The organism is Rhodococcus cercidiphylli (assembly GCF_033042225.1).
Taxonomy (GTDB): Bacteria; Actinomycetota; Actinomycetes; order Mycobacteriales; family Mycobacteriaceae; genus Rhodococcoides.
The window spans coordinates 135,599-161,292 of sequence record NZ_JAWLKE010000007.1 but is presented as its reverse complement, the minus strand read 5'-3'; the positions used below and the strand labels follow the sequence as shown (position 1 = coordinate 161,292).

Here is a 25,694-nt window from a genome sequence, read left to right as displayed (position 1 = left end):
ACGCAAGTCTTTCGATACCGGTTTACCAGTAGACGTAATCTATGACGTAGGTCACTTTATCCGGACGTGCGTTTCACCGATCGAGCTACGACCAACTCCTGTCACACACTCTGCACCGAAGACACACAACGAAGAGAGGCATTCATGAGCTCCACGACGGACACCAAGGCAACCGTATCCGCAGCAGGCGAAGGAAAGACCGACATCACCACCAAGTCGGACTCCGTGCTCGTCAGCTCGCAGGGCCGCACCACCATTGCCGATACCGTCGTCTCCAAGATCGCCGGCATCGCCACCCGTGAGGTCCAGGGAGTGCACGCCGTCGGCGGCGGAGCCAGCCGCGCAATCGGCGCTCTCCGCGAGCGCATCCCCGGTGCCCGCGTCAACCAGTCGCAGGGCGTGTCGGTCGAGGTCGGCGAGCGTCAGGCAGCGGTCGACATCGACATCGTCGCCGACTACGGCGTCTCCATCGCAGACCTCGCAGCAGGCATCCGTCGCAACGTCATCAACGCCGTCGAGCGCATGACCGGCCTCGAGGTCACCGAGGTCAACATCGTCGTTCACGACATCTACCTCGACGACGGCTCGGACGACGAAGACACCACCAGCGAGCCCGCCACCACCCGAGTGCAGTGACCGACCCGCACATGACGGAACGTGACAGGTCCGAGGACATCGCCGACGCCGTACTGGCGATCGACGGTGTCGTCGGGCTGCACGGCGGCATGTTCGGTGAGGCCGCTACGTATCTGCCCGGGCGTCGTATCGCTGGCATCCGAATCGGTGAGGACGGGACCGAGGTCCACGTATCGCTGGAGTTCGGTGTCGCAGTCCGCGAGACGGCCGATGCAGTACGACGCACAGTGGCGACGATGGTCGACGGGCCCGTGCACGTCACCGTCGAGGACATTGTGCGAGTCTGACCAGGTGAACCAGCACGCAGCGTACGACCGAGCCGCCGAGTACAAGGCGGCTCGGCGCGCTGTGGCACGCGAACACCACCCCGACATCGGCGGCGACCCGGCCCGGTACATGGCCGCACTCGCCGATGTCGACCGAAGATTCGCGGTGCTGCCCTCGGCCCCTGTCAACGCAGCGAGCACACCGACGGCATTCCGTGCGTCCTCGATTCCGTCCCCGCTACGCACACTTCCCAAGCGGATCGCTCGTATCCGCAAACGCGTCACCAGGCGCAACTACTTCGAACTCTGAGTGGAGATCAAGACCATGACCACTGCAACCATCGGTTTGTTCGTGGGACTTCTGCTGGCCATCGCCGCAGCGGCAGGCGGCTTCACCGGCTTCCTCATCGCCATCGTTCTCGGTGGCCTCGGATTCTTCGTCGGCCGCTACATCGACGGCGAACTGGACCTGAACTCGATCATGCGTGGTCGCGGTCGTGACTGAGACAGCTGCGACCGACACCCCCGAGGACGCCGGCGAACGCGGATCACTGGAGATCAAGCACAAGGCCGTCGAGCGCCTGGCAGTACTCGCTGCCCGCAGCACCGACGCCGTTGCCGATCCTCAGCCGGGCCTGCGCGTCCTCGGTGGGCGTGACCTACCCAAGGCCGACGTGACGATCAACGGCTCGCGCGTTCGCGCCCAGGTCGCGGTGGCGGTCACCTGGCCATCGCCGCTGGCGAAGGTGGCCGCTGAAGTTCGTGCCGCCGTGGCCCGGGATCTGTCCGAGCTGGGTATCTACACCGTCGATCGAGTCGACGTCACCGTCCAATGCGTACCCGCCGAAGCCACCGTCGAAGAAGGGAGAGTGCAATGACCGCGAAAGCGACGAAGAAGCCGGTAGCCAACCCCGCCGCAGCCGTACCCGCAATCCTCTTCGCACTCGTCCTCATCGGAGCCGGTGTGGTCCTCGGCCGAGAAGCGTTGCTGAACCTGGGTGCCATCGACGGCCCCGAGTGGGTCGGCCCCGCTGCCACGAACCTGGACGGGCTCACCGCGCAGAGTTGGATGTTGCCGGGCGGGATCGCCGCCGTCGTCGTCGGATTCATCCTCGTCCTGCTCGCCGTCAAGCCTCGCCGGCGGACCCATCGTGCCCTCACCGAGCAGGACGTCTGGCTCCGCAAGGGTGACGTCGCCGCTGTTGCCCGCACCGCCGCTCTCGACAACGCCGGAGTCGACTCCGCGACGGCCAAGGCCGGCAACAAGAAGGTCACCGTCGCCGCGTCGACCGTGACGGGCACCGACACCGCAGCGCTGAAATCGTCGATCGTCACCTCCGTCGACGACGCTCTCCGCCCACTCGCGCCGGCACCGAAAGTCCGCACGCGAGTGCGAACGACAGGACAACCATCGTGAAACGCGCAACTGCCTCGGTCGACCGAACCAGCACAGCGGTCGTCGGACTCGCACTGATCGCCCTCGGCGGCGGAGCAATCGCGTGGGAACGTGGCCAGTTCCCGGGCCGCGAGCGCATCGATGCCGCGTTCGTCGACACCACGGTCGACGCCGGGTGGTGGCCCTGGGCTCTCGGAGCAGCCGCGATCGTTCTCGTACTTCTCGGATTGTGGTGGCTGCTCGCGCACCTGCCCCGCCGTTCGGTCGGCACCGTCGCGTTTTCGTCCACTGCAGACTCGGATGTCGACGGCAGGCTCAGTGTCGATCTGACCACCGCCGCCAAGAGTGCTGCCAAGTCCCTGGCAGCTCACGAGGGCGTCGTGTCGGCACACGGCCGATCGGTGTCGGACCGCGGTCAGCGGGTCGTCGAGATCACCGCGACCATCGACCCGGCCGTGACGACACTCGACAAGGTCTCCGCGGTGGCGGCACAGACGCGCAACGACATCGTGACGTCACTGGACGGCACTCCCGCCGCAGTGCGAATCCTGTTGCAGTGCGGAAAGTCTCGAAAGCAGTCCGTTCGCGTGAGCTGACTTCCGCTCGCACGCTCAGGAGAATTCGATCTCCCCGATCAGGCCGTGATGGTCCGATCCGGGGAGATCGACTCTTTCCAGCGACCGCGCATGGCCGGAGTTGGTGAGGATGTGGTCGATCCCGACGACAGCGGGCGTGCCCTTGTCCGTGGGATAGGTCGGGATCAGGCCCTTGCCCAATTGTGCTGCGGCGTCCGAGTATCCGACGTCGAGCAGGTTGCGGAACTTCTTGTGCGAGTACGTGGTGTTGAAGTCCCCGCTGACGATCACCCGGCCGGTGCCTGCCACCGCCTCCAAATCGTTTCGGAGCGTGTCCAATTCAGCGGTCCAGATGTCCGCCGGGGTGATGTAGGCGGGACCGGGATGCACGGCCAGCAGCGTGACCGGCTCGGAACCGGGGACCTCGACCTCGGTGGCGAGATTGACCGGGCCGTATCCGTTGAGCTGCCGGTTGTCCGAGATCGGGAATCGGCTGTAGATTCCGGCTCCGCCGCCGCCGGTCACGTGCGGCTCGAGGTAGCTGTAGGGAAAGAGTTCGTCCATACCGGCGTCACGGAGACCGACCACCGACGCGTCGGTCAGTTCCTGGATCGTGACTACATCGACGGCACTGTCGCGGGCCTGACCGACCACAGCAATGGGATCGGCCAGCCCGATCATCAGATTCGCCTGCATGACGCGCAACCGCACGCCCTCGCTGCCCGTCGCGTCCTCGGGTGCCGCGTCCGCCACGTAGAGCGGTGCGTAGGCCACTGCGCCTGCAGCGAGAACCAGTGCGGAGACACCCGCCAGAACCCAGCGCCGACCGATCAACGCCACCAGGGCACCGACCACCACGGCGATGAACATCAGCGGAACGAACGACGCGAGCGCGATCAGGACGTTGACCCGGGTGTCGGTGTAGTAGACGCCCAGTGCCACGAGCCCGGTGGCGATGCCCAGAATGGCGATCGTGCCGGTCAGTATTCGTATCCAGGTTCGCTGCATCCGCCCTAGAGTAGCTACGCTCGCACGCCGCCGACCAACGCTCGGATGGTCGTCCAGGTCATCGACAACAAACCGCGAACCGCCGCGAACGAGAACGCAATGGACCACACCGTTCGTGTCGACGGTTCTTCGACCGGCACTCCGGCGAATCGATCGGACAACCAGTCCAAGGTCAGCGGCGCACCGATCGGGTGCAGCGACAGGTGCTCGCTCAGCCGATCCCGCAGATAGGTCACGTGGGCTCCGGCCTCGATGTACCGATCCACCTGTCCGTCGACGTCGTCGACGGCGATGATCTGATCGTGCACCGACTGAATGACCAGCAGCGGTGCCGTCGGGGCGGTGCGCCCGGGCTGAATATCCAGGAACACCTGCACGATCTCGGGCAGTGCCAACAGATCGGCCAGCGGAACGTCGATGTAGTGGTCCAGGTCGTGCCTGGCCAGTTTGGTCACGGCGCGCACTGTCGTCATCGACTCCACGGAATCGAGAATGCGCATTCCGTCCTCGTTGACGTGCTGACGGATGACCCGATCGAGCTCGGGGTAGGTCCGCCGCAGGCCGGCCACCACCAGTGTCGGCAATGCTGCGTGCAGCGTCGCATTGAGCCGGGTGAACGCCGAACCCGGATCTCCGACGGGGGAGCCGAGCGCGGCACCGACCAGCTCGATCTCCGGTGCGTATTCCGGTGCCATCTCCGCCGCCCAGGATGTGGCGAGCCCGCCGCCCGAGTAGCCCCACAGCGCGACCGGCGTGCTGTCGTTCAATTCGAGCGGCTCGAACGACAACGCCGCGCGGATGGCGTCGAGCGTGCAGAACCCGGGTTCCTGCGGCGAACCCCAGTGGCCGTCGGGTCCCTCGTGATCCGGGATCGAGATGGTCCACCCTCGTCGCAAGGCGTGCAGTACCAGCAGGAACTCGAACTGTGGGACCGCGCCGAACGCCCGCGAGCCACGCCGAAGCGCGTAGGACGGGAAGCACGAGGATGCGACGCCGTCGATCGCACACTGATACGACAGAAGTACCGGCTCCGCGTCCCGCGGGCGCAGCACCGTCGTGACGCTGGCCTGGGGATACCCGCCGAGATCAGCGGTGCGATAGAGCAGCTGCCACGCATCGACTCGCTGGCGCACACGACCGAACATCGCGACCTCGACCGGCCGCACCTTGAGAATCGTCCCCGGTGGAGCCGCTTCGTACCCATCGGGCGCGGCGTAGAAGGGGTCGTCCTCCGGCCTGGTCGCGTCGCTCAAGCTCGGTGCTCGTTCCACCGGCCAAGGCTGTTCGTCCTCTATCGATCTGTCGACGCTCATGTCCCACCGCTTCTTGTCCGAGTCTCGCCGTCACACTAACTTGCCCTCAACGACCCCATTTCATGCAGCCTGCTGCCAATTGGTGATCAGGACATCGGTCGCGTAGCTGAGGTCGAGGCCCTCCCCACCCCAGTTCGGGATTATGGAATCGGGCGCGATGCCTTCGTGTCTCCGCCGGAGTTCGTCCGCGTCGCCGGACATCGTCGGTGCATGAATCATCTCGATTCCCGAAGGATGGTGAAACGAGAAGCGTTGATCGTCGAGGGCTTCGATGAAGAAGTAGCCGTCGTGCAGCGCTCGATGGTGTTCGCCGCACAGCAGGACCAGGTTGTCGAGCGTGGTCTTGCCTCCCCGTGAGCGGTAGGTGACGTGATGGGCATGCAGAAATCGAGTGCGCCCGCACCCGGGCACCGTGCAGCATCGATCCCGAATGATCAACTGCCGCAATTGGGTTCGGCTCGGCGCTTTCGCAGTCGAACTCCACCGCACAGTCTTGCCGAGGCCGCCGTGACCGACCGTCCGCATGACCGCAGAACACAGCACCTGAGCCAACGTTTCGTCGTCCAGACCCGGGCCGTCGTCGAAATGGGCATGATCGTGACCCGCCTCCTCGATGCCGCCGAGGTGGACCAACACTTCCGCTGCCGGTGAGACAACCGGAGAATCCATTCCGGCACAGACCATCTCGGCCATGGCAATCATCGCCGGCACCGGGTTGGACGGTGCCGGAGCCGCCCGGTCACCCTCGGATTCGCCCTCGGTTCGAGTGCGCTCGTACTCCACCCTGGTCAATGCAGCCAGAAACCGTTTGCCGTCCTCGGGCCGAAAACGCGCCGTCAACACGAGCGAGCCGTCGTCCTCGTCCCAGCGCCACCGCCCTACGGACGGATCGGCATCGACTCCGTTACCCCTGGTCGGACGCATCGCTTTCTTCAGGCCACGGCACAGACGCTCGATGTGGGCGGCGGGTGCATCGAGCGCCTTCTGCAGCAGCGACGCCTCGTTGTCGACCGTGGCCACCCTCGTCATCGCCCGGACCTTCGAGTAGGAAACCGTGCCGCTCAGGTACGCCGAGGTGATCAGCGGCAACTCCCGCATCGCCTTGGCCACCCGTACCTGCTCACGGGCCGTGTGCAGGTCGACTCCCGCACGCCACGACAACCAGTGCGCACAGGACCGTACTTCCCATCCCGCCCATCCGCGTCGAGCATCGAACTCACCCACCAGAATCAGATACTGCGCCGACGCCGCAGCGATCTGACCGGCCAGAGCGCAGATCTCGGTCTCGATTTCTCTCGTCTCGATCCGTCCCGCCTCGGATCCAGTCTCTTGCATGTCGCTCATGAACGCCCCCATTCATCGAATGCATGTTCGATGAAGCGTACGACGCGGTACCGACAAGAACTTCTCGACGAGGTCCGACGCGTCCCCGCGGGGACGTTCCGGGCTTGCTTTCTCGCTGTCCGGCCCGATACTGACACCGGATGCTGGTTCCGAGCGGAGGGCGGTAGGCGCACGTGAGCGACGACCCGCCGGTACCCGAGCAGGCCACGAGGCATCCGGCATCGACTGGGCTGCGAATGCCCTACATGGCCGACGTCCGCAATCCTCTCGCGCGCTTTCGCAGTCCGCTGCGCAGCACGTGGTTGACGTCGCTGTTCGGTGCGGTACTGCTCGTTGCGCTGCCCATCATCACCGTGACCGGGCTGCTCTCGTACAGCGCCTACGGACCACAGTTCGGCCAGGCCAGACCCGGAGCCGTCGGGTGGCTGCGGTTGCCGTACTTCGACTGGCCCACCGACCCTGCCTGGCTGTACCAACTCACCCAGGGCCTGCACGTGGGGTTGGGCCTGATCATCGTGCCACTCGTCATCGCCAAACTGTGGTCGGTGATGCCGAAGCTCGTCGAACTACCACCGGTCCGATCGCCGGCACATGCGCTCGAACGACTGTCGCTGTTGGCACTGGTCGGTGGCCTGCTGTTCGAGATCGTCACCGGCGTTCTCAACATCCAGTACGACTACGTGTTCGGTTTCGACTTCTACGCCGCTCACTACTTCGGTGCCTGGGTGTTCATCTCCGGATTTCTCGTGCACCTCGGTCTCAAGGTTCCGCTGATGTGGCGCACCCTGAGGTCCGAGTCCCTGATGGACGTGTTGCGGGCCCGCAACGACGCTCCGGACCAGCAGACCGACGACAGCCCCCCGTCGACCATGAGCCGACGCGGAGCCATCGGATTGGTCGCTGCCGGAATGGGTTTCGTCGCGGTGTTGACCGTCGGCCAGACGCTCGGAGGAGTGCTGCGCAAGGCTGCGATTCTGCTGCCTCGGGGACGCTCGTACGGTGACGGCCCCAACGACTTCCAGATCAACCGAACCGCCGAAGCTGCGGGGATCACCGAGGCGCAGACCGGGCCCGACTGGCAACTGACGATCAGCAGCGCAGCCGACGACGCCGTCCCGGTGGTGCTCTCTCGGGGCAGGCTGCTGTCGATGCCGCAGCGCACTGCCGAACTTCCGATCGCGTGCGTAGAAGGATGGTCGACCACGCAGGCGTGGACCGGCGTCCCGTTGGCCGAACTCGCCGCGCTCGCAGGCGTACCCGCACCGCGATCGGCCGAGGTCACTTCGCTCGAGCAGAACGGTGCATTCACGCGCGCGGTACTACAGGGAAATCAAGCGAGCCATCCGGATTCGTTGCTCGCGTTGCAAGTCAACGGCGTGGATCTCTCGCTCGATCACGGATTTCCCGCGCGCGTGATCGTTCCCGCTCTTCCGGGCGTCCACAACACCAAATGGGTTGCCACCATCGTGTTCCGTTCGTGACTTCCGGCTGTGCGCTTTTCAAACCTCCGTGAATGGTAAAGAATCTTTCTTCGGTGGCCCGTGGGGCTGCCGACGAGTGTGTGTTCTCTTGCCTCGATGAGTTCCGAAGGTCATGCCACGATGCTTGCTTTCTCCAGAGGCCTCCTCGCCGCAGGTGCAGCGCTCACGCTGCTGTTCGCCGCAGGATGCTCGTCGTCCGAATCGGGCAATGCCGTTGCCGCAGACACCACCACCTCGTCCTCCACGTCCGCCGCGGCCGGCACCACCGATGACGTATCCGGCCAGGAAGGCATCGACGCCGGCGGCTCCACCGACATCGACGTCGAGATCGGTCAATGCGTCCAACTCGGCGGAACGATGACGGCCGCCACCATCGAGAACGCCGAATGCGGCAGCATGGAATCGAACTACAAGGTCATCGCCAAGGCCGAGCAGAACGAGCAGTGCCCCACCGACGTGAATCAGACCTACTACGAGACACTCGACGGTGTGGAGCAGGGGGCACTGTGCCTCGACGTCGACTGGGTCGTCGACGGCTGCATGAGCGTGCCCACCGTCGGTATGGACGAGCCCTCACGAGTCGACTGCAACGACCCCACCGCGACCGACGTCGAACAGGTCACCGAGATCAAGACCGGTACCGCCGATCCCAACGAATGCCCCGAGGGTGGATTCGCCTACGATTCAAGGCAATTCGTCGTCTGCACCACGACGGTCTCCTAGTCGCGCTGCGCCGTTACCATCTGTGTGACGTAGTGGTAGTCGACGTGGCCGTGGCGGGTGATCGCCTCGTGCACCGCGTTCAGGACCTCGGCACGGCGCCGGTCGTCCAGGACGAGATGGCTCGAGTACGTGGCGGCCATGGCGTAGAATTCATCTGCGGAATAGCGCTGAACCCATTCGTATGTCGAGGTAGTCCACGGACCGAAGCCGGCAGCGCGGGGCACGTTCGACTCCGGTTGCGCACCGAGAGAACGCACCAACAGGTGGGCCACTTCGGGCTCGGTTGCGTCGTAGGCCGCCCTGACCGCTTCCCATGCCGGGCCCTCTAGGTCGCCCGGCATGTTCCACCACAACCGAAGGGCACCGCCGGGAACCAACGCACGGGCTGCCACCGCAGCGCCCCGCTCGTGGTTCACCCAATGCCAGGCTTGCGCGGCCACCACAACATCGACGACGCCGCCGGGACTGCACAATCCTCGAACCGTGACACCTGCACTTCGACGTCGCGGTTCTCGGTGCGCCGCCGAACCAGCTCTGCCATAGCCGGATCCGGTTCCACCGCAACGACGGACGCACCGAGTTCAGCCAAGGCAACGGTGGCTTTACCGGTACCTGCTCCCGCCTCGAGCACTCGCAGCCCGTCGCCGGTCATGATGTCCGCGTACAACTCGGCGGGGTAGCCGGGACGGGCCCGGTCGTAATTCTCGGCAACCTTGCCGAAGCTCAGTGCACGCGATGACTGCTCTCCGTCGGTCACCGCATCGACGGTACCGAGCGCTGACTTGCCAGGAACCGTACGTTTCGTAAAGAGTGAGACAGGTCACTGAGCAACCCCCGGCGCACGAGGAGAATCGATGACCGAGACCACTGCACCTCCGAAATGGAAGGTGGTCGGCCCCGGACTCGTGGTCGCCGCAACCGGCATCGGGGCTGCCGACCTCGTCGCGACTCTGGTGGCCGGCTCGCGCTACGGCTACGCACTGCTCTGGGTCATCATCGTCGGCGTCGTCATGAAAGTCGTTCTGGTGGAGGGTGCCGGCCGCTACACGTTGGCGTCGGGCAACACGATCTTTCAGGGCTGGCGTTCGCTGGGTAAGTGGACGACGGTCTATTTCGCGCCGTACATCGTGATCTGGGGATTCGTCTACGGTGCTGCGGCGATGTCGTCGAGCGCGTTGCCGATCGTCGCGCTGTTCCCGGCCTTGGATCTGAAGGTTGTCGCCATCGCGTCCGGGCTCCTCGGGTTCGCGTTGATCTGGCTCGGTAGCTACGGGTTCTTCGAGAAGATCATCACCGTCTTCGTGGGCATCATGTTCGTGACCGTGATCGGTGCTGCGGTAGTAGCGGTTCCGAACGTTCCCGCCATCGTCAAGGGCATCGTCCCCACCATTCCCGACGGCTCCATCGTGTACGTCCTCGGCCTCGCAGGTGGCGTCGGCGGCACCATCACGCTCGCCGCATACGGCTACTGGCTGCGCGAGAAAGGCTGGATCACACCGAAATTCATGCGCGTCATGCGCATCGACAATTCGATGGCCTACGTCATCTCCGGCATCTTCGTCCTCGCCATGCTCATCGTCGGTGCCGAACTGCTGTACTCGTCGCAGATCGCGATCTCCACCGGCGATCAGGGCCTGATTCAACTCTCCGACGTGCTCGCCGAGCGCTACGGCACGGTGTTCGGGTACGTCTTCCTCATCGGATTCTGGTCGGCGTCGTTCTCGTCCCTGATCGGGGTGTGGAACGGAGTGAGCCTGATGTTCGCGGACTTCGTCGGCAATCTGAAGGGGCTCGAACAGGGCCACCCCGAAACACGCGTGGGCGGTAAGTACTTCCGCTGGTACGTCGCATGGTTGACGTTCCCGCCGATGGCGCTGCTGTGGCTGGACCAACCTATCGGACTCGTGCTCGCGTACGGCGTCCTCGGGGCGGTGTTCATGCCGTTCCTGGCGGTGACGCTGTTGATTCTGCTCAACAGCGATCGGGTGCCACAGCAGTGGCGCAACGGCTGGTTCACCAACCTGACGCTGGGTGTCTGCGCATTCCTGTTCGCGTGGCTCGCCGTCGACCAGGTCTTGGACGCACTCGACAAGTACGTGTATTAGTCGGCCGCTTCCAGGCGGGCGCGCAGCGTCGACTCCGTGTGCTTGATCGCCTGACCCACAACGGGTTCGACCACAGCGCCGAGCACCTTGCCTGCAATTCCGCCGGGAAGGCTGTAGCGGAACACCACATCCAGACGGGTACCGCCGTCTGCCGTGTCGGAGAACGACCACGTGGACGAGTTGGACAGGCCCTCGACCGATTCGAGCGTGAGCCTCTCGTTGTGGACCCATTCGGTCACGTGCACAACGGAGGTGAGAGCCTTCGGACCGATCTGCATCGTCGCGTCGTACGTAGCTCCGAGACCGGACAGGATGTCGCTCTTCGGCTCGAACCGGGTGATGCCGAACATCCACTGCGGGACGTTTCTGAAGTCGTCCATGTAGGCGAATGCCGCATCGCGACTGGTCGATGCCACGGCCGAACGATTGATTTCACGCACTCGTGCACCCTAGTACATGCTACGGCGTGTTACGCATACTTTGGCGGTCCGTTTCAGCGGCGCACGTATCCCGCCTGCATATCCACCACGTTGACCAATTCCGAACCACGGACGTACCGCTGCAGGTTGTCCTCGAACAGCGCCCACAGACGCTCCGCGAAATCGTCGGAGTCGCCCGCCAGATGCGCGGTCAGGATGACGTTGTCCATGTCCCACAGCGGGCTCGTGTCCGGCAATGGTTCGACCTCGAACACGTCCAACACGGCCCACCCGATCCCTTCGGATCCCAGGGCATCGCACAGGGCCTGCTCGTCGACGACGGGACCGCGGGCGATGTTGACCAGGCCTGCATCGAAACGCATGGCCCCCAGCACCGCCGCGTCGACGAGTCCGCGCGAGGCATCGGTCAGCGGTGTCGCCAACACGATCACGTCGTATTCGCCTGCATACGAGGGCAATTCTCGAAAGTTTCGGATCCGCGAGAACTCCGAATCGCCCGGTCGCTCGGACGTTGCCGCGGCCTCGACGCGCATACCGAGTGTTCCGAGCATCCGGGCGATTTCGCGTCCGATCGAACCGGGACCGACGACGAGAGCGGCGCGACCGTGAATCCCGCTGGTAACTCTGTGCTCCCACACCCGCTCGCGCTGCCGAGCAAGCGCCCGGGGCAACTTCTTGACCGACGCCAGAATGCCGGCTGCGACGTACTCGGCGATGGCCCGGTCGAGGATGCCACCGGAATTGGTCAGCATCCACGGGCTCTCGCGCAGAACCGGATCCAGCAGTCGATCGACTCCGGCACTCGACGCGTGGATCCAGCGAAGATTCTCGGCACCGGGCCACACGCCCCGCAGATCGGCAGTCTCGAAGGTCCGGAACAGCAGCACCTCGGCCCACGACACCGCGTCGGCGAGTTCGTCCATCAGGCAGCTTCGGAAGTCGACTCCATCGATCAGGGGGAAGGAACGCCGGTCCGAACCGCTCTCGACCACAAGCACGTTCACCACAGAACTCGCCACCTCCGTACCATGGCACCGTGCTCACCGTGGAACCCGCAACTGCCGCCGACGCGGCAACGATACTCGGCCTCCGGCACGCAGCCGAGGACTGGCTCTCGGATCGAGGGATCGATCAGTGGACGCCACGCGAGGTGCCCCTCGGCACTGTCGCAGCGCAGATCGAGGCAGGAGAGTTCTACGTCGCCCGACGCGATCCCGGCGGCCCGATAGTCGGAGCACTGCGCTTGATCGGATCCGACCCGGCCATCTGGCCCGAGCAGGACGAACTGGCCTGCTACGTACACGGATTGGTGATCGACAGAAGCGAGGCCGGGACCGGCCTCGGTGCGTCACTGCTCGAGTGGGCGTCGGAGCAGACCCGCCGGGAAGGACGCTCGTTGCTGCGTCTGGACTGCGCCGAGACCAACGACGCGTTGCGCAGCTACTACCTGAATCAGGGGTTCAGCTACGTCGGCCGCCGCGAGTTCGCCGAGGGCAGTGCATGGTTCAGCGTTGCCCTGTTCGAGAAGCCGACCGATCGGTAGTGTCTCGTCCATGGGCGAGAACCGGGATCGTATGCTGCGCGGAGAACTGTACCGAGACAACGATCCCGAACTGGTGGCGTCTCGGGTGGCGTGCGGCAGGCTATTGGACCGATTCAACGCAACCGACGCAGACCGGAACGAAGAGCGTCGGGAGATTCTCGGCGAATTGCTCGGATCCTTCGGAGACGATTCGTGGATCATGCCCAGGTTCCAATGTGATTACGGCACAAACATTTCCATCGGATCGAACAGTTTCCTCAACTACGACGCGATCCTGTTGGACTGCGCGCCCATCACCATCGGCGACGATGTGTCGATCGGACCACGGGCACAACTGCTGACGCCGCTGCACCCCATGGAGGATCACGAGGCGCGCCGAACACGCTGGGAGAGTGCTCTTCCCATCGTCATCGGGAACAACGTCTGGCTGGGCGGCGGAGTCATCGTGTGCCCGGGCGTCACGATCGGCGAGAACTCGGTGATCGGTGCAGGCAGCGTCGTCACCCGGGACGTGCCGCCGCACACCTTCGCTGCCGGCAACCCGAGTCGGACCATTCGCGCCCTACCGTGAGATCACCTCGTGCAAGATCTTGTCGGAGTCACCGACGAGGGTGCCGACGGCCATCCGGGCGCCCCACCAGATGCCCAGCCACCCGATAGCCGCGGCCACAGGAACGGACAGGTACGCGAACGCACCGGGCAGGAGCAGTGCCAGCAGCAGACCGGGCACCACCGACACTCCGAGTACGACCATCGACAGCAAGATCAATGCGAACGAACCTCCGTTGAACGACCCTCGGGTGTTCAGCGAAAAGGCCTTGGTGGGTTCGGGGACCGGGTAGGCGGCACGGACCGAGATCACGACGATGAGCCCTGCACTGACGCCGAGCATCGACAGCGTCACCGAAATGGGGACCGCCAACCGGTCGAGTCCGAGGTCGCCGAACACTCGGACGACCGTCGTCGACACGATCGCGAAAGGTGCGGCAACCATCAGCCACGCGATCTGCCGACCACGGACGTCGTCGCGCAGAGCCTGCGGAATCATCACCAGATGCCACATGGAACTGCCGTCGAGGCCGTACAGATTCGATCCCGCGCCCATCGCCATGTAGATCACCATCCACGCACCCCACTCTGCGGTGAACGGAATCGAATCGGTCAGCAACGGACCGACGCCTCCGAGCACCGTGAAGATCAGCACCGACAGCAACTGGCTTCGACGACGCATATCGCCGCCCCACAGGGACAACTCCCGCATCACCACCGCGCCGACACGGGTGGTGCGCCAGCCGGTGTCACCGTTGCGGCCGTTCGTTGCCGTCTGCTTCCGCGACGCGCCGTACGAGGCGGACACCCGCCCCTCGAAGAGCCGCAGCACAAGTCGCTGCCACGCCCACACCACTGCGACGTCGAGCAGCAGCAGTCCCGCCACTGCGCCGATCGCGAGAGGCCAGTTGCCGTCGAGCGCAGCGTCGACTCCGGTGATGCCCCAGCTGAACGGAATCGAATGTGCCAGCGTCAGAGGCCATGTCACTTCGCCCGACAGCACCCGAGAGAAGTTCTGGGTGATGGGGAACTGCAGGAAGTACAGGCCGCCGAACACCGCACCGAACGCCAGCAGAGCGAACTCTCGACTACGCCGACTCTTCAGTAGCTGAGACATCGCCACGGTGACCACCCTGGACAGCGTCACGAAGAGTACGACGGTCGCTGGCCAGGCCACCAGGGCAAGCGGAAGTGCTGCGAGAGAACGGGACACGGCGTAGATCGGGATCGACGCGGTCGCGATGGCCGTCAACGGCACCAGCATCCCGTACGCCGATGTGGCCAACAGGGCACGCGCCAGGCGTGAGGGTTTCACCGACAGCATCTGGAAGTGGCGGGGCTGGATGTTGTCGTCGGAGATCCCCGAGAGCACCGGGAACAGCACCCAGCTCAGACCGATCAGTGTCAGCCCGAGGCTCACGGTGCCGCCGACCAACACCTGCGAGGCTCCACTGCGCGCAGACAACACACACGCCAGTACCGCGAAGACCAGCCCCAGCAACCCGAACACGCTTTTCACCACTGCTTGGCCGCCCCTGAATTGCCTGCGGTAGAGCGTGATTCGCATCTGCAGGACGGTTCGACCGAGAGACGTCACGAGCGCATCCAGGACAGGCCGTCGGGGTTCTGTTCGCGAGTACCGACCAGGCGAACGAAGGCGTCGTCCAGACTTCCGCCGGCGCGGACCTCGTCCACCGTGCCCGCAGCCACGACTCGGCCACCGGTGATGACGCCGACGTGGGTACAGAGCTGCTCGACGAGTGCCATCACGTGACTCGACAGGATCACCGATCCGCCGGACCGGACGAACTGGACCAGAATGGTGCGAATGGTGGTGGAGGAGATGGGGTCGACCGCCTCGAAGGGCTCGTCCAGCACCAACAGCCGGGGGCCGTGCAGCAGCGCCGAGGCCAGCCCGATCTTCTTGGTCATACCCGCCGAGTAGTCGGCGATGACGGTTCCCCCGGCGTCGGCAAGATCCAACGCGTCCAACAGCTCGTCCCGACGCTGTGCGATCACGTCCTCCGGCATCGCGCGCAGTCGTCCGAAGTACGTCAAGAGCTCATGGCCGGTGAACTGGGACGGCAGAGCGAGCCCGTCGGGCAGTACTCCGAGTAGCTCCTTCGCGGCGATGGGATCGGCCCAGACGTCTCGTCCGAACACCAGACTTCGGCCGTACTGTGGCCTGAGCAGACCGACCGCCATGGACAGACACGTCGTCTTGCCAGCGCCGTTCGGGCCGACGAGTCCGAACATCGAACCGGGTGGAACCATCAGCGACAGGTCGTCGACTGCGACTTTGGGGCCGAAAGCCATACAGAGGTGCTCGATCAGCAGGGCAGCAGAATTCGTTTGCACGGGTAACAGACTAACCGGTATGGGACGGTTCGTCATCCGGTATCGATCAGCCGTCCCGGTACCATCTGGGCATGAATCGCACGGCAGTGGTCACCGGAGCTTCGTCGGGTATCGGACGCGCGGTAGCGCAGGCGCTCCTCGCCCGGGGGTATCGAGTGATCGGCACCTCCCGCAATCCGGACTCGATGACCGACGCGCAACGGGCCACCGGCGTCGAGTATCGCGCTCTCGACCTCACCGATGCCGACTCGATCCGGAACTTCGTCGCCGATCTCGGTGTCGTCGACGTGTTGGTCAACAACGCCGGTGAGAGTCAGTCCGGGCCGTTCGAGGAGCTGCCGACCGATGCCATCGAGCGGTTGTTCCAGTTGAACGTCTTCGGTGCAGTGACGCTGTCCCAGGCCGTCATTCCCGGTATGCGCGAGCGTGGCTACGGCCGCATCGTGATGATCGGATCGATGCTGGCGAGCTTCCCGCTCGCCTACCGCTCGTCGTACGCGTCGACGAAAGCCGCCATCAAGGGCTTCTCCGATGCCGCGCGCCTGGAACTTTCACCCTTCGGCGTGTGGATGACCACCGTCGAGCCGGGCTCGATCAACACCGGAATCAGTGAGCGTCGGACCAAGTACATCGCACCGGATTCCGTCCACCGAGACGACTTCCACACCGCGATCTCGTCCCTGGACCGCAAGGAGGGAACCGGCATCTCCGCCGAGCAAGTCGCGGAGGTGGTGTTGACGGCCATCGAAGCCGACAAGCCGAAACCGTTGTACGCCAGAGGAAGCAACGCACCGGTCGTGTTTCTGGCGCGGCGATTGCTCCCGGCGACCTTCATGGAGAAGACAATTGCGAAGATGTTCGGGTTGAAGAGATAGTTTGAACCTCTGACCTGGTGGAATACAGCCGGGTGAACTATTTCCCTCTCGACTTACCGTGATAGAAACTCTCGGCTTGGTCCTGGCCGCCACGGGTCTGATCGTCGCCGCACAGGTGATCTCGAAGAAGACGACGCTGCCCGCGGCCGCGTTGTTGACCCTCGCCGGCCTGGCGGTCTCGGCATCGGCGTTGCCCGACATCGTTCTCGACCCCGAGGTCGTTCTGACCTTGGTCATTCCACCGCTGCTGTACAGCGCTGCGCTGAACTCTTCACTGATCGCCATCCGCCGCAACGTATGGACGATTCTGAGCTTGTCCGTGGCCTTGGTGGTGGCCACGGCAGCACTGGTGGGAGTAGGCCTTTGGCTGCTCGTGCCCGGCATCACGTTGGCGGCCGGTATGGCGCTGGGTGCTGCCGTGGCACCACCGGACCCGGTGGCGGCGCTCGCGGTGGGTCGACGCGCGGGCATCCCACCGAAGCTCGTGACGCTCATCGAAGGCGAGGGACTGCTGAACGATGCGACCGCGCTGACGATGCTGACCGTGGCGATCGCCGCGATCTCGAGTCAGGACATGACAGCCGCCCATGCCGGGGGATTGTTCGTGCTCGCCGCAGCAGGCGGCATCGTCGTGGTCCTCATCGTTGCACTACTGATTCGATTGGTGCAGAGGTTCGTTCACGATTCGCTACTGCTCAACATCGTGTCGCTGGCGACGCCGTTCGTCGCGGCCGAAGAAGTGCATGCGTCCGGGGTGTTGGCGGTCGTCGTTGCAGCATTGGTGATCGGTCACCACACCCGTCACGCCATCTCCGGAGCCAGCCGCCTACAGACCAGCGCGGTGTGGCGATTGATCGATCTTCTGCTGGAGGGCTTCGTGTTTCTGTTGATCGGCGAGCAGTTGCCCACCGTGGTGGGCGGCCTGTCGGCCTACTCGGGGACGACCATCGCCCTGGCAGTCACGGTCACGCTCGCCGGCGTCCTCCTGCTGCGGCCGCTGTGGTTGCTGACCACGGGGCTGTCCGCCCGCGAGGCGGTGGTGATGAGTTGGGCAGGCACTCGCGGAGTCATCACCGTCGCCGCCGTCTTCACGTTGCCGCTCACCATCGACTCGGGCGAGCCGTTCGAGAGCCGAGATCTGCTGCTGTTCTGCGCATTTCTCGTCGTGCTGGTGACGGTGATAGGTCAGGGGCTGACATTCGCTCCACTGGTACGCAGGTTGAACGTCGTGGCCGATCCCGCAGAGGAGGCGCGACTACGGAACGAAGCGCGCGAGGGTTCGACGAAAGCTGCTCTGTCACAGTTGGATCGGATAGCCGACGAGGAGAATCTGGACGACGAGGGTCGGGAGATATTGCGGCACGAGTTGGAACACCGCATCGACCGCTACCACCGCCGGCTCGATCACCTCGACGAATCCGAAGTGGGCGATTCGGTAATTTCACCGGAGCAGATCGCCGCGATGAGTACCCGGCGACGCATCCTGGCCGTCGAGCGTGAGGAGTTGCTGTGCTGGCGAGACGCCGGCCGGTTACCGGACAACAGCATGCGCAGCCTCGAACACGAACTCGACCACGAGGAGCACTCCTTCCGCCCGCACCGAGAAACCGACTAACCGGCGATCGCCGCGTGCATTTCCCACACGATCACTTCGGCTCCGGTTGCGGTGCTCAGTTTCTGCCCGCCGCCTCCGGAGATCCGCACGGCGTCGCCCTCGGCAAGTACGCCGACACCCTCGAGCATCGCTTCGCCCTCGGCTACGAAGATGTGCACGAACGGCGCGTCGGGAACGTCGACCGGGGCTTGTCCTGGCTGCAGACGTGCAGCGTGCATCGCGGCGTACTTGTTCTTGATTCGGATCGCCGCGTGATCGGCGTGGCGCGCCATCCCTGACGCCACCGGAACCAGCCCGCCACTGAGCAATTCGCTGTCGATTTCGAGCTGCTCGTAGCCCGGGGTGATGCCCTGTTCGTCGGGCACAACCCACATCTGGACGAATCGAACGGGATCGCCGTGCTTGCCCGAGTACGAGCCGGCGGTTTCACCGAGTCGCCACGAGTCGTTCTTCTCCGAGTGCAGAATTCCTGTGCCTGCACTCATGCGCTGCGCGAGACCGGGATAGATGACGCCGGAGTGGCCCATCGAATCCTGGTGCACCAGCGATCCTTGCAGTACCCAGGTCACGATCTCCATGTCACGGTGTGGGTGGGTGTCGAATCCCTGCCCGGGGGTGACGATGTCGTCGTTGTTGACCATCAAGACGCCGTGGTGGGTGTTGCCACGATCGAAGTGATTGCCGAAGGAGAAGGAGTGCTTGGAGTCGAGCCAGCCGATCTTGGTCTTGAATCGGTCGTCGGCCCGTCGGACGTCGAGTGTGGTTGCTGCAGAGGTCATGTCATTGCCTCGAATCTCGAAGTATGGGGGTCAGAGAACGTGCGAGCCGTACATCTCACCGAGTGGATCGGCGATCAGTTCGAGACGCGCACCGTCGGGGTCGCGGAAGTACAACGAGACATCGCTGTGCTCGATCAGTTCCACTCCGGCGTCGATCAGCTTGGTACGCAGGTGTTCCCACCTGGTCGGCTCGACGCTGATCGCCACGTGGTGGAGGCCCCCGAGCACCTCTGCATACGGTCCGACGTCGAGTCCGGGAAAGTCGAAGAACGCCAGCAGGTTGCTGTTACCGATATCGAAGAAGAAGTGCGAGGAGCCCGGGTAGTCACGGTTCTCGATGAGTTCGGTGAGCGGGAACTCGAGGAGATCCTGGTAGAAGCGAACCGTGGCTTCGACGTCGCTGCTGACCAAGGCGGTGTGATGCAGTCCCCGTGCCGACGACGCGGGCCGCTCGCCTGCCGGCTTCATGTGCTGGGCACGGATGCGGTCACGCTCGATGGTGTGCTGATCTGTCTCGGTCATCGCTCTACCCTTCGGGTCAAGTAGTTGCTTCGTCAACTACCACGACAGTACACCGAGTAGTTGCGTTGTCAACTAATATGGGCCCATGGAATCTCCACGGTGGCTCAGCCAGGACGAACAGTCGGCCTGGCGCGCATACCTCGACGCGACTCGGCTGCTGCTTCGCGATCTCGACAACCAGCTCACTCGCGACTCCGGTATCTCGTTCACCGACTTCGAGTTGCTGGTGGTGCTCTCCGAAGCGCCCGATCGCCGACGCCGCATGAGCGAACTCGCCGACGCCGTCACCACCACTCGAAGCGGCGTCACCAGGGCCATCAGCCGGTTGGTCGAGTGCGGTTGGGTTCGACGCGTCAAATGCGACGACGACAAGCGGGGCATGTCCGCCGAGCTCACCGAGTCCGGCCTCAGCACCCTCGCCGAGGCCAGTCCAGGGCACGCCGCAGCGGTACGGGAGAACATGTTCGACCTGGTGAACCCAGAGGATCTCGCGGCCCTCACCCGCACTTTCTCGGCAATGCGGAACCACGCGTCGTGACCCTCACCCACATTTCCGGCGAGCAGCGGCATCACTGGTGGAACGAATGGCTCGACTCCAAACAGTCCTTCCCCGCCACCGGCAACTACGACCTGGCTGCGAACGCGCATGGCCTGCTGATGGTGCACAACGAGGACACCGTCTTTCCCGGTGAGGGCTTCGATTCGCACGAGCACCGGAACATGGAGATCCTCACGTGGGTACTCGAGGGCACGCTCGCGCACACCGATTCCGAGGGCAATTCCGGACTGATCCGCCCCGGTCTGATTCAACGCATGAGTGCGGGCACCGGCATTCGCCACACCGAACGCAACGCGTCGAGCCTGACCAGCCGCGACAAGCTACGCGTCGTACAGATGTGGATCCCGCCGGATGCCGACGGACGGGTGCCCTCGTACGACGAACTGGACGTGCGCGACGAGTTGGCATCCGGCGAGCTGGTCTGTGTGGCATCGGGAATGCCGGGCAGAAGTGGAATACACATCGGCAATCGCTTTGCGGCACTGCACGTTGCGCGGCTCCGGCGCGGACAGTCCATCACCGTTCCCGACGCTCCGTTCGGTCACGTCTTCGTGGCCGACGGTTCGGCGATGTTCGAGGACATCGGCGATCTCGCCCAGGGTGACGCGGTGCGACTGACCTCCACCGGCGGACACCGTGTGACAGCATCGACCGCGAGCGAAATCATGATCTGGGAAATGCACGCCACCTTCGCCTGAGGGAGTGTCGACTATGCCGACCATCGCCACCGATGATGCTGTCACCCTGAACTATCTGGACGAGGGCACAGGCCCGGCCGTGGTGCTCATTGCCGGTTTCTGCGCGCCCGCGACGACCTGGGCGCTGCAGCAGAAAGCGTTGGTGGACGGCGGATATCGCGTTCTCGCGCTCGATCGACGAGGACACGGTGCCTCGGAGGCACCGACCCACGGTGCGTCCATGGAGCGACACGGACGCGACGTGGCGAACTTCCTGTCCGAGGTGGGCGTCGACGAGGCCGTCTTGATCGGCGGCTCCATGGGGGCGAGCACCATCTGGTCGTACATCTCGCAATTCGGCACCGAGCACGTACGAGCCGTCGTATCGGTGGATCAGACGCCGAAGATGGTGAACAGCTCCTACTGGAAGAACGGCTTCTACGGTCTCACCGAGGACAACCGAACGACGTTCTTCGACAACGGAATACCCGATACCGGACACGGCCTGCCCAAGTGGAAGTCCGTGCCGTCGCTCCTGAAGCTCGCGCTCGCGCTACGTGCGGTTCCGAAGATGGCGTCGCCCGATACCCCGCCGATGCAGGCTCTGCTCGCAGACCATGCTGCCCGGGATTGGCGCGCGACCATCGCAGCAACGGATCGGCCGTACCTGATGGTCGCCGGGCGTGAGAGTCAGTTCTGGCCTGCTGCACACGCTTCCGAGTCCGTCGTAGGCAACTCACACGGTCGATCGGTAGTGCTGGACAAATGCGGCCACGCCGCGAACATGGACCGGTCGAACGAGTTCAACACGGCGATGCTGGAGTTCCTCGACTCGATCGAGTGAGGTCACGCGTGCGGGTGGCCGCCCAATGCCTCCGCGCACGCAACAAGATTGCGATGCAGCACTTCCCGCTCCTGCGCGGAGAGCGATTCGATCATGGTGCGTTCCACGTCTGCGACGGCGGCCGACGCTTGTCGTAGGCGTTCGATTCCCCGAGCCGTCACGTGTAGGCGTTGGTCTCGACCGGTGCCTTCGATCTCCACCAAGCCATCGCGCGTCAGCCCGGCCAGCAGCTGATGGGTTGCCTGCCTACTGACGAACACCGCGCGGGCGAGCTCTGCGTTGGACAGCCCCGGCTTGTGTGCGAGGAGTTCGAGGCTCGAATACTGCGAGACCGTGATGTCGAGTTCGCGGAGGCGGTCGTCCATCGCCGAACGCAGGGCGGAGGTTGCCCGCTTGAGGGCGTAACCGATCGAGGTGTCGAGGTCCACTTGACTCATGTCAACATCTTGACATACATTCCAACCGTCAAGAACTTGACGACCATCTCGAAAGGGCCCCACATGACCACGGCTACCGTTTCCGGACCGAGCTTCCTCTCTCTGCAAGTACGCGACCTCGCCGTCAGCGCAGACTTCTACGAGAGCCGGCTCGGTCTGGTCCGCGCTCCCCAGGCACCCCCCGGCGCGGTGGTGTTCACGACCTCACCCATCCCGTTCGCCGTCCGAAACCCAGCTCCCGAAACCGATCTCGACAGCGGACAAGCGGGACTGGGGGTAGCCCTGTGGCTCTCCTGCGACGACGCCGAGGCGTTGCACGCGTCACTGGTCGCCGCCGACGTGCCCATCCTGACAGCACCCTTCGACGGCCCATTCGGTAAGACCTTCGTCCTGTCAGACCCGGACGGATACGCGGTGACCGTGCACAGCAGTTAGTTCCGAAAGAACTATTGCGAAATATTTCTTTCGGGTTATGGTTGTCGTATGCCCCCACCACCTCCGGATCGGACGCCGCGGAAGCTGACGGCCATGTCCGAGCTGAAGGCGCTGACGCATCCCATCCGGCTGCGACTGCTCTATGCGTTGCGCGCCAACAAGTCCATGACAGCGACCCAGCTCGGCGATCTGGTGGACGAGTCACCCGCCTCGGTGAGCTATCACCTGCGGAAACTCGCCGAGCACGGGTTCGTGAAGGAGGTCGAGAACGGATCGGACAAACGTCAGCGCTGGTGGTCGGAGGCCAACGAGAACGGGTTCAGCTGGTCCGAGAACGACTTTGCGGACTCACCCGAATCGCTACAGGTTGCGAAAGCATCCAAGGACTCCTGGTTGGCACACCAGTGGTCTCGTCTGCGCAACTTCGATCGAACATCCGAATCCTGGGGTCCGGAGTGGGTATCGGCTGCCTTCAGCACCGACAACGTCCTGCGACTGACCGCGAGCGAAACCGCCGAGATGGACGTGGAATTACGTGCCGTCGTGGACAGGTGGCGTCGACATGGGGAAGCCGCGACCTCGGGGGACCGCGAACACGTCATGGTTCTGATGCACGGATTCCCCACGACACCATAGGAGTTGGCATGTATCCGTTCGATCCGCACACGTACCTGTTCATCGCCCGGCACGATCGCGAGTTGCATGTGCTTCGAGCCGAGCGCCGCAGACTGGCTGCTGCCCAGAAACGCCTGCGCCGCGACGAACTTCGCGTTCAGCGCGCATGGGACGAGTTGACGGCATCGCTCGCCGATGTCTCCGTGTCCGAGCGAAGGGTGCTCGAGCTCATTCATCGGTGAGGAAAGCGGCCACTACTTCGCGGCAGCCCGCTTGGCGAGTACCTTCGAGATCCCCAGCTGCGCAGCGACGATGATGCCGCCCACGATCGCGCCGATGATCGCCGACGCGAGGGTGTTGACGATCCACGCCAGCACTCCGCCGATGCCGGCCACGCCTCGTACGGCATCCTCGCCGTGGTGCACGAGTTCGTAGATCGGATGGAATCCGAGCTCGTCGATACCGACGAGCAGGATGTGTCCGCCGACCCACAGCATCGCCGCGGTGCCGACGACCGAGAGCACCGACATGACCTTCGGCATGCCCTTGACCAGGCCTCGGCCGAACTTCTCCACGAATCCGGTGGAGCCGTCGGCCAGTTTCAGACCGATGTCGTCCATCTTCACGATGAGCGCGACGACTCCGTACACGACGATCGTGATGACAACGGCGACAACCGCCAGGATGATCAGGCGGCTCCAAAAGTCCTCTGCAGCAATGGTGTCCAGCGCGATGACCATGATCTCGGCGGACAGAATCAGATCGGTGCGCACTGCGCCGGAGACAACGGTGTCCTCGTCGCGCGGCTCGTCCTCGGCGGCGGCGTGATGGTCGCCGTGGCCGAACAGCGCACCCCAGATCTTGTGCGCGGCCTCATAGCTGAGGTAGCAGCCGCCGAGCATCAGAATCGGCGTCAACAGCCACGGTAGGAACTGACTGAGCAACAAGGCGATCGGCAGAATGATGAGCAGCTTGTTGCGCAGCGAGCCGACGGCAATGCGCTTGATGATGGGCAGTTCACGTTCGGCTGCGAGACCGCGAACGTACTGCGGCGTCACCGCTGCGTCGTCGATCACGACGCCGGCGGCCTTGGCCGTCGCCTTGCCTGTCGCCGCACCGACATCGTCGATGGACGCAGCTGCCAGACGCGCCAGCGCTGCCACGTCGTCGAGCAGGGCTACGAGTCCGCCGGCCATCACAAACCTCCGCGTCGATACGAGAACACCACTGGGCTCCTCATGATGCGAGCCCTTGGAACCCTACCGTCCGCAGGTGGTCTGTGATCGCCGTCCGGCCCCTCCTTGTCGGTGGCTACGCGATCTTGCGCTCCTCCTCGACCTCGACGACCTTCGCAGGCGGCAATCCGATGCTCGGGTCGTGTCCTCGGAAATTCTTCAACCACCAGCTCCAGTCCTCGGGCACCAGCGAGAACGGGTCACCGTGGCCGAGCTCGCGTGCAGCCCACACCGGCCAGTGCGGGTTGGCCAGCGCCGGACGACCGAGCAACACCACATCGATCTTGCCGTCGCGGATCACGGCGTCCGCATTTTCCGGAACACCGAGGTTCCAGCTGCACGTCACCGGAATATCCAGCTCACGCTTGACCCGCGCGGCGCGCTCGACCATGAACCCCATGTCGCCGAACGGTGGGTCCACCATGTCGTCGGTGTTGAAGCCGAGGCTGACATCCGCCATGTCCAGGCCGTGTTCCTTCATCCATCCGATGGCGATCATGGATTCGTCGAACTGAACTCCGTCGGGGTGATGGTCGTCCGAGCCCAATCGCATGGTGAGCGGGTACTTCTCGGGCCACACCTCACGCACCGCGTCGAGTGCCTCGAGGTGGAACCGTGCCCGGTTCTCCAGGCTTCCGCCGTACTGGTCGGTGCGCTGGTTCGCCAGCGGGGAGAAGAAGCTGGCACCGAGATAACCATGGGCGTAGTGCATTTCGAGCCACTCGTACCCGGCTTCCGCAGCACGAACAGCTGCGTCGGCGTAGCTCTGATGGATCGCCTTGATCTCGGGCACGGTGAGTTCGTGGACGGGGAACGAGTGGTCGCCGCCGTAGGGAATCGCCGACGGCGCAACACACTCCCAACCGTCGGGATGGTCTGCCGGAAGCTGGTGTCCGCCCTGCCACGGTGGCACTTCACTGCCCTTGCGTCCGGTGTGGCCCAGCTGAATCGCCGGAACCGATCCCATCTGCTTGATCATCGCCGTCACGCGAGCGTGACCCTCGATCTGATCGTCGTCGTAGATCCCGGCGCATCCGGGAGTGGTTCGTCCGTCGGGCGTGATCGCAACCTGCTCCGGGAACACCATCCCGAAGCCGCCTGCCGCACGCGCACCGAGATACATGAGGTGGAAGTCGTTCATCTTCCCGTCGACGGCGCGGTACATCGTCATCGGCGACATGGCGATGCGGTTTCGAAGCGTGACGCCTTTGAGCGTGAACGGACTGAAGAGATCGGGCATGGCAGTGGTCCTTTCCTCGGTAGAACCACCTCATCACCTGGCACGTTTCGACCGACTACACCGGTGGTGCAAATCGGTGACGGTTTTCTCACCGTCGAACTCACCCGAGTGTGAGGGCCGATCT

General features: G+C 64.3%; 34 protein-coding genes. 20 read left to right on the top strand and 14 right to left on the bottom strand.

Annotated elements, in window-relative coordinates; genetic code table 11:
- Nucleotides 1-144: 144 nt before the first annotated feature.
- Genes R3P95_RS19020 through R3P95_RS18990 form a run of 7 tightly spaced genes read left to right on the top strand, consistent with a single transcriptional unit; the run spans nt 145 to nt 2,894 of the window.
- Entirely contained in the window at nt 145-636 is a 492-nt protein-coding gene (locus R3P95_RS19020) for an Asp23/Gls24 family envelope stress response protein (RefSeq protein ID WP_068049443.1), read from the top strand.
- An 11-nt stretch (nt 637-647) separates the two neighbouring features.
- On the top strand, nt 648-923 hold the full coding sequence (locus tag R3P95_RS19015) for an Asp23/Gls24 family envelope stress response protein (protein ID WP_068049455.1): 276 nt from the start codon (nt 648-650) through the stop codon (nt 921-923).
- Between the two features lie 4 nt (nt 924-927).
- Nucleotides 928-1,212, top strand: a complete 285-nt coding sequence (locus tag R3P95_RS19010) for a hypothetical protein (RefSeq protein ID WP_149406778.1) — start codon at nt 928-930, stop codon at nt 1,210-1,212.
- 15 nt (nt 1,213-1,227) lie between these two features.
- Nucleotides 1,228-1,407 carry a hypothetical protein gene (locus R3P95_RS19005; RefSeq protein ID WP_027495126.1) on the top strand — a complete coding sequence of 60 codons (180 nt, stop codon included), beginning with the start codon at nt 1,228-1,230 and terminating at the stop codon, nt 1,405-1,407.
- On the top strand, nt 1,400-1,780 hold the full coding sequence (locus R3P95_RS19000) for an Asp23/Gls24 family envelope stress response protein (RefSeq protein WP_317533048.1): 381 nt from the start codon (nt 1,400-1,402) through the stop codon (nt 1,778-1,780). Before R3P95_RS19005 ends, R3P95_RS19000 begins: the two co-directional genes overlap by 8 nt.
- The gene (locus R3P95_RS18995) at nt 1,777-2,319 is read left to right on the top strand and encodes a DUF6286 domain-containing protein (protein ID WP_317549160.1); all 543 of its coding nucleotides are present in this window, start codon (nt 1,777-1,779) and stop codon (nt 2,317-2,319) included. Before R3P95_RS19000 ends, R3P95_RS18995 begins: the two co-directional genes overlap by 4 nt.
- A complete protein-coding gene (locus R3P95_RS18990; RefSeq protein WP_094638315.1) occupies nt 2,316-2,894 on the top strand; it encodes a hypothetical protein in 579 nt (192 codons plus the stop codon). Before R3P95_RS18995 ends, R3P95_RS18990 begins: the two co-directional genes overlap by 4 nt.
- Nucleotides 2,895-2,909: 15 nt before the next feature.
- On the opposite strand, the gene R3P95_RS18985 is transcribed toward R3P95_RS18990, so the two are convergent.
- From R3P95_RS18985 to R3P95_RS18975, 3 genes are all read right to left on the bottom strand, one after another.
- A complete protein-coding gene (locus R3P95_RS18985; RefSeq protein WP_317549159.1) occupies nt 2,910-3,881 on the bottom strand; it encodes an endonuclease/exonuclease/phosphatase family protein in 972 nt (323 codons plus the stop codon).
- Between the two features lie 14 nt (nt 3,882-3,895).
- Nucleotides 3,896-5,134, bottom strand: coding sequence for a lipase family protein (locus R3P95_RS18980; RefSeq protein WP_317549158.1), 1,239 nt, complete (start codon nt 5,132-5,134; stop codon nt 3,896-3,898).
- 120 nt (nt 5,135-5,254) lie between these two features.
- Entirely contained in the window at nt 5,255-6,538 is a 1,284-nt protein-coding gene (locus R3P95_RS18975; protein WP_317549157.1) for an HNH endonuclease, read from the bottom strand.
- A gap of 236 nt (nt 6,539-6,774) precedes the next feature.
- Here R3P95_RS18975 and R3P95_RS18970 point away from each other — a divergent pair, with 236 nt between their 5' ends.
- Nucleotides 6,775-8,019 (top strand): molybdopterin-dependent oxidoreductase, encoded by a 1,245-nt coding sequence (locus tag R3P95_RS18970; RefSeq protein WP_317549249.1) that lies wholly within the window; start codon nt 6,775-6,777, stop codon nt 8,017-8,019.
- 96 nt (nt 8,020-8,115) lie between these two features.
- Nucleotides 8,116-8,742 (top strand): LppU family putative lipoprotein, encoded by a 627-nt coding sequence (gene lppU, locus R3P95_RS18965; RefSeq protein ID WP_188078723.1) that lies wholly within the window; start codon nt 8,116-8,118, stop codon nt 8,740-8,742.
- Here the strand turns inward: lppU and R3P95_RS18960 are convergent.
- Together R3P95_RS18960 and R3P95_RS18955 are read right to left on the bottom strand one after the other, a co-directional pair.
- Nucleotides 8,739-9,158 (bottom strand): hypothetical protein, encoded by a 420-nt coding sequence (locus R3P95_RS18960; protein ID WP_317549156.1) that lies wholly within the window; start codon nt 9,156-9,158, stop codon nt 8,739-8,741. The genes lppU and R3P95_RS18960 overlap by 4 nt on opposite strands.
- The gene (locus R3P95_RS18955; protein WP_317549155.1) at nt 9,155-9,499 is read right to left on the bottom strand and encodes a class I SAM-dependent methyltransferase; all 345 of its coding nucleotides are present in this window, start codon (nt 9,497-9,499) and stop codon (nt 9,155-9,157) included. The genes R3P95_RS18960 and R3P95_RS18955 overlap by 4 nt, the downstream gene beginning before the upstream one ends.
- 97 nt (nt 9,500-9,596) lie before the next feature.
- On the opposite strand from R3P95_RS18955, the gene R3P95_RS18950 reads away from it, so the two are divergent.
- On the top strand, nt 9,597-10,847 hold the full coding sequence (locus R3P95_RS18950) for an Nramp family divalent metal transporter (RefSeq protein WP_300514765.1): 1,251 nt from the start codon (nt 9,597-9,599) through the stop codon (nt 10,845-10,847).
- Here R3P95_RS18950 and R3P95_RS18945 read toward each other — a convergent pair.
- Both R3P95_RS18945 and R3P95_RS18940 read right to left on the bottom strand, forming a co-directional pair.
- Nucleotides 10,844-11,287, bottom strand: a complete 444-nt coding sequence (locus R3P95_RS18945) for an SRPBCC family protein (RefSeq protein WP_317549154.1) — start codon at nt 11,285-11,287, stop codon at nt 10,844-10,846. The genes R3P95_RS18950 and R3P95_RS18945 overlap by 4 nt on opposite strands.
- A 53-nt stretch (nt 11,288-11,340) precedes the next feature.
- Nucleotides 11,341-12,291 carry a D-2-hydroxyacid dehydrogenase gene (locus R3P95_RS18940; protein WP_317549153.1) on the bottom strand — a complete coding sequence of 317 codons (951 nt, stop codon included), beginning with the start codon at nt 12,289-12,291 and terminating at the stop codon, nt 11,341-11,343.
- A 32-nt stretch (nt 12,292-12,323) separates the two neighbouring features.
- On the opposite strand from R3P95_RS18940, the gene R3P95_RS18935 reads away from it, so the two are divergent.
- Both R3P95_RS18935 and R3P95_RS18930 read left to right on the top strand, forming a co-directional pair.
- Nucleotides 12,324-12,830, top strand: a complete 507-nt coding sequence (locus R3P95_RS18935; protein WP_317549152.1) for a GNAT family N-acetyltransferase — start codon at nt 12,324-12,326, stop codon at nt 12,828-12,830.
- Nucleotides 12,831-12,840: 10 nt separating this feature from the next.
- Nucleotides 12,841-13,401, top strand: a complete 561-nt coding sequence (locus R3P95_RS18930) for a sugar O-acetyltransferase (RefSeq protein WP_149406768.1) — start codon at nt 12,841-12,843, stop codon at nt 13,399-13,401.
- Here R3P95_RS18930 and R3P95_RS18925 read toward each other — a convergent pair.
- Nucleotides 13,393-14,976, bottom strand: coding sequence for an ABC transporter permease (locus tag R3P95_RS18925; RefSeq protein WP_317549151.1), 1,584 nt, complete (start codon nt 14,974-14,976; stop codon nt 13,393-13,395). The genes R3P95_RS18930 and R3P95_RS18925 overlap by 9 nt on opposite strands.
- On the bottom strand, nt 14,973-15,773 hold the full coding sequence (locus tag R3P95_RS18920; protein ID WP_149406766.1) for an ABC transporter ATP-binding protein: 801 nt from the start codon (nt 15,771-15,773) through the stop codon (nt 14,973-14,975). The genes R3P95_RS18925 and R3P95_RS18920 overlap by 4 nt, the downstream gene beginning before the upstream one ends.
- A 35-nt stretch (nt 15,774-15,808) precedes the next feature.
- Between R3P95_RS18920 and R3P95_RS18915 the strand changes: the two genes are divergently transcribed.
- Both R3P95_RS18915 and R3P95_RS18910 read left to right on the top strand, forming a co-directional pair.
- Nucleotides 15,809-16,612 carry an SDR family oxidoreductase gene (locus R3P95_RS18915; RefSeq protein WP_317549150.1) on the top strand — a complete coding sequence of 268 codons (804 nt, stop codon included), beginning with the start codon at nt 15,809-15,811 and terminating at the stop codon, nt 16,610-16,612.
- Between the two features lie 58 nt (nt 16,613-16,670).
- Nucleotides 16,671-18,227: a cation:proton antiporter gene (locus R3P95_RS18910; protein WP_317549149.1), complete on the top strand. Its 1,557-nt coding sequence runs from the start codon at nt 16,671-16,673 to the stop codon at nt 18,225-18,227.
- On the opposite strand, the gene R3P95_RS18905 is transcribed toward R3P95_RS18910, so the two are convergent.
- Complete coding sequence (locus R3P95_RS18905) at nt 18,224-19,006, bottom strand: pirin family protein (protein ID WP_149406764.1); 783 nt, start codon at nt 19,004-19,006, stop codon at nt 18,224-18,226. The genes R3P95_RS18910 and R3P95_RS18905 overlap by 4 nt on opposite strands.
- A 30-nt stretch (nt 19,007-19,036) precedes the next feature.
- The gene (locus R3P95_RS18900) at nt 19,037-19,528 is read right to left on the bottom strand and encodes a VOC family protein (RefSeq protein ID WP_149406763.1); all 492 of its coding nucleotides are present in this window, start codon (nt 19,526-19,528) and stop codon (nt 19,037-19,039) included.
- A gap of 85 nt (nt 19,529-19,613) precedes the next feature.
- Here R3P95_RS18900 and R3P95_RS18895 point away from each other — a divergent pair, with 85 nt between their 5' ends.
- Genes R3P95_RS18895 through R3P95_RS18885 form a run of 3 tightly spaced genes read left to right on the top strand, consistent with a single transcriptional unit; the run spans nt 19,614 to nt 21,608 of the window.
- Nucleotides 19,614-20,066 carry a MarR family winged helix-turn-helix transcriptional regulator gene (locus R3P95_RS18895; RefSeq protein ID WP_094669507.1) on the top strand — a complete coding sequence of 151 codons (453 nt, stop codon included), beginning with the start codon at nt 19,614-19,616 and terminating at the stop codon, nt 20,064-20,066.
- Complete coding sequence (locus R3P95_RS18890; RefSeq protein WP_149406762.1) at nt 20,063-20,785, top strand: pirin family protein; 723 nt, start codon at nt 20,063-20,065, stop codon at nt 20,783-20,785. The genes R3P95_RS18895 and R3P95_RS18890 overlap by 4 nt, the downstream gene beginning before the upstream one ends.
- A 13-nt stretch (nt 20,786-20,798) precedes the next feature.
- The gene (locus R3P95_RS18885; protein ID WP_317549148.1) at nt 20,799-21,608 is read left to right on the top strand and encodes an alpha/beta fold hydrolase; all 810 of its coding nucleotides are present in this window, start codon (nt 20,799-20,801) and stop codon (nt 21,606-21,608) included.
- A 2-nt stretch (nt 21,609-21,610) separates the two neighbouring features.
- Here R3P95_RS18885 and R3P95_RS18880 read toward each other — a convergent pair whose 3' ends face one another.
- Entirely contained in the window at nt 21,611-22,045 is a 435-nt protein-coding gene (locus tag R3P95_RS18880) for a MarR family winged helix-turn-helix transcriptional regulator (protein ID WP_269596015.1), read from the bottom strand.
- Nucleotides 22,046-22,108: 63 nt separating this feature from the next.
- On the opposite strand from R3P95_RS18880, the gene R3P95_RS18875 reads away from it, so the two are divergent.
- The 3 genes from R3P95_RS18875 (at nt 22,109) to R3P95_RS18865 (ending at nt 23,337) form a co-directional block, all read left to right on the top strand.
- Nucleotides 22,109-22,480 (top strand): VOC family protein, encoded by a 372-nt coding sequence (locus R3P95_RS18875; RefSeq protein WP_317549147.1) that lies wholly within the window; start codon nt 22,109-22,111, stop codon nt 22,478-22,480.
- Between the two features lie 93 nt (nt 22,481-22,573).
- Nucleotides 22,574-23,116, top strand: a complete 543-nt coding sequence (locus tag R3P95_RS18870; RefSeq protein ID WP_317549146.1) for an ArsR/SmtB family transcription factor — start codon at nt 22,574-22,576, stop codon at nt 23,114-23,116.
- 8 nt (nt 23,117-23,124) lie between these two features.
- On the top strand, nt 23,125-23,337 hold the full coding sequence (locus R3P95_RS18865; protein ID WP_149406757.1) for a hypothetical protein: 213 nt from the start codon (nt 23,125-23,127) through the stop codon (nt 23,335-23,337).
- Between the two features lie 12 nt (nt 23,338-23,349).
- Here R3P95_RS18865 and R3P95_RS18860 read toward each other — a convergent pair whose 3' ends face one another.
- Nucleotides 23,350-24,291 (bottom strand): DUF808 domain-containing protein, encoded by a 942-nt coding sequence (locus R3P95_RS18860; protein ID WP_094638341.1) that lies wholly within the window; start codon nt 24,289-24,291, stop codon nt 23,350-23,352.
- Nucleotides 24,292-24,406: 115 nt separating this feature from the next.
- Nucleotides 24,407-25,570: an NADH:flavin oxidoreductase/NADH oxidase gene (locus tag R3P95_RS18855; RefSeq protein ID WP_149406756.1), complete on the bottom strand. Its 1,164-nt coding sequence runs from the start codon at nt 25,568-25,570 to the stop codon at nt 24,407-24,409.
- Nucleotides 25,571-25,694 lie beyond the last annotated feature (124 nt).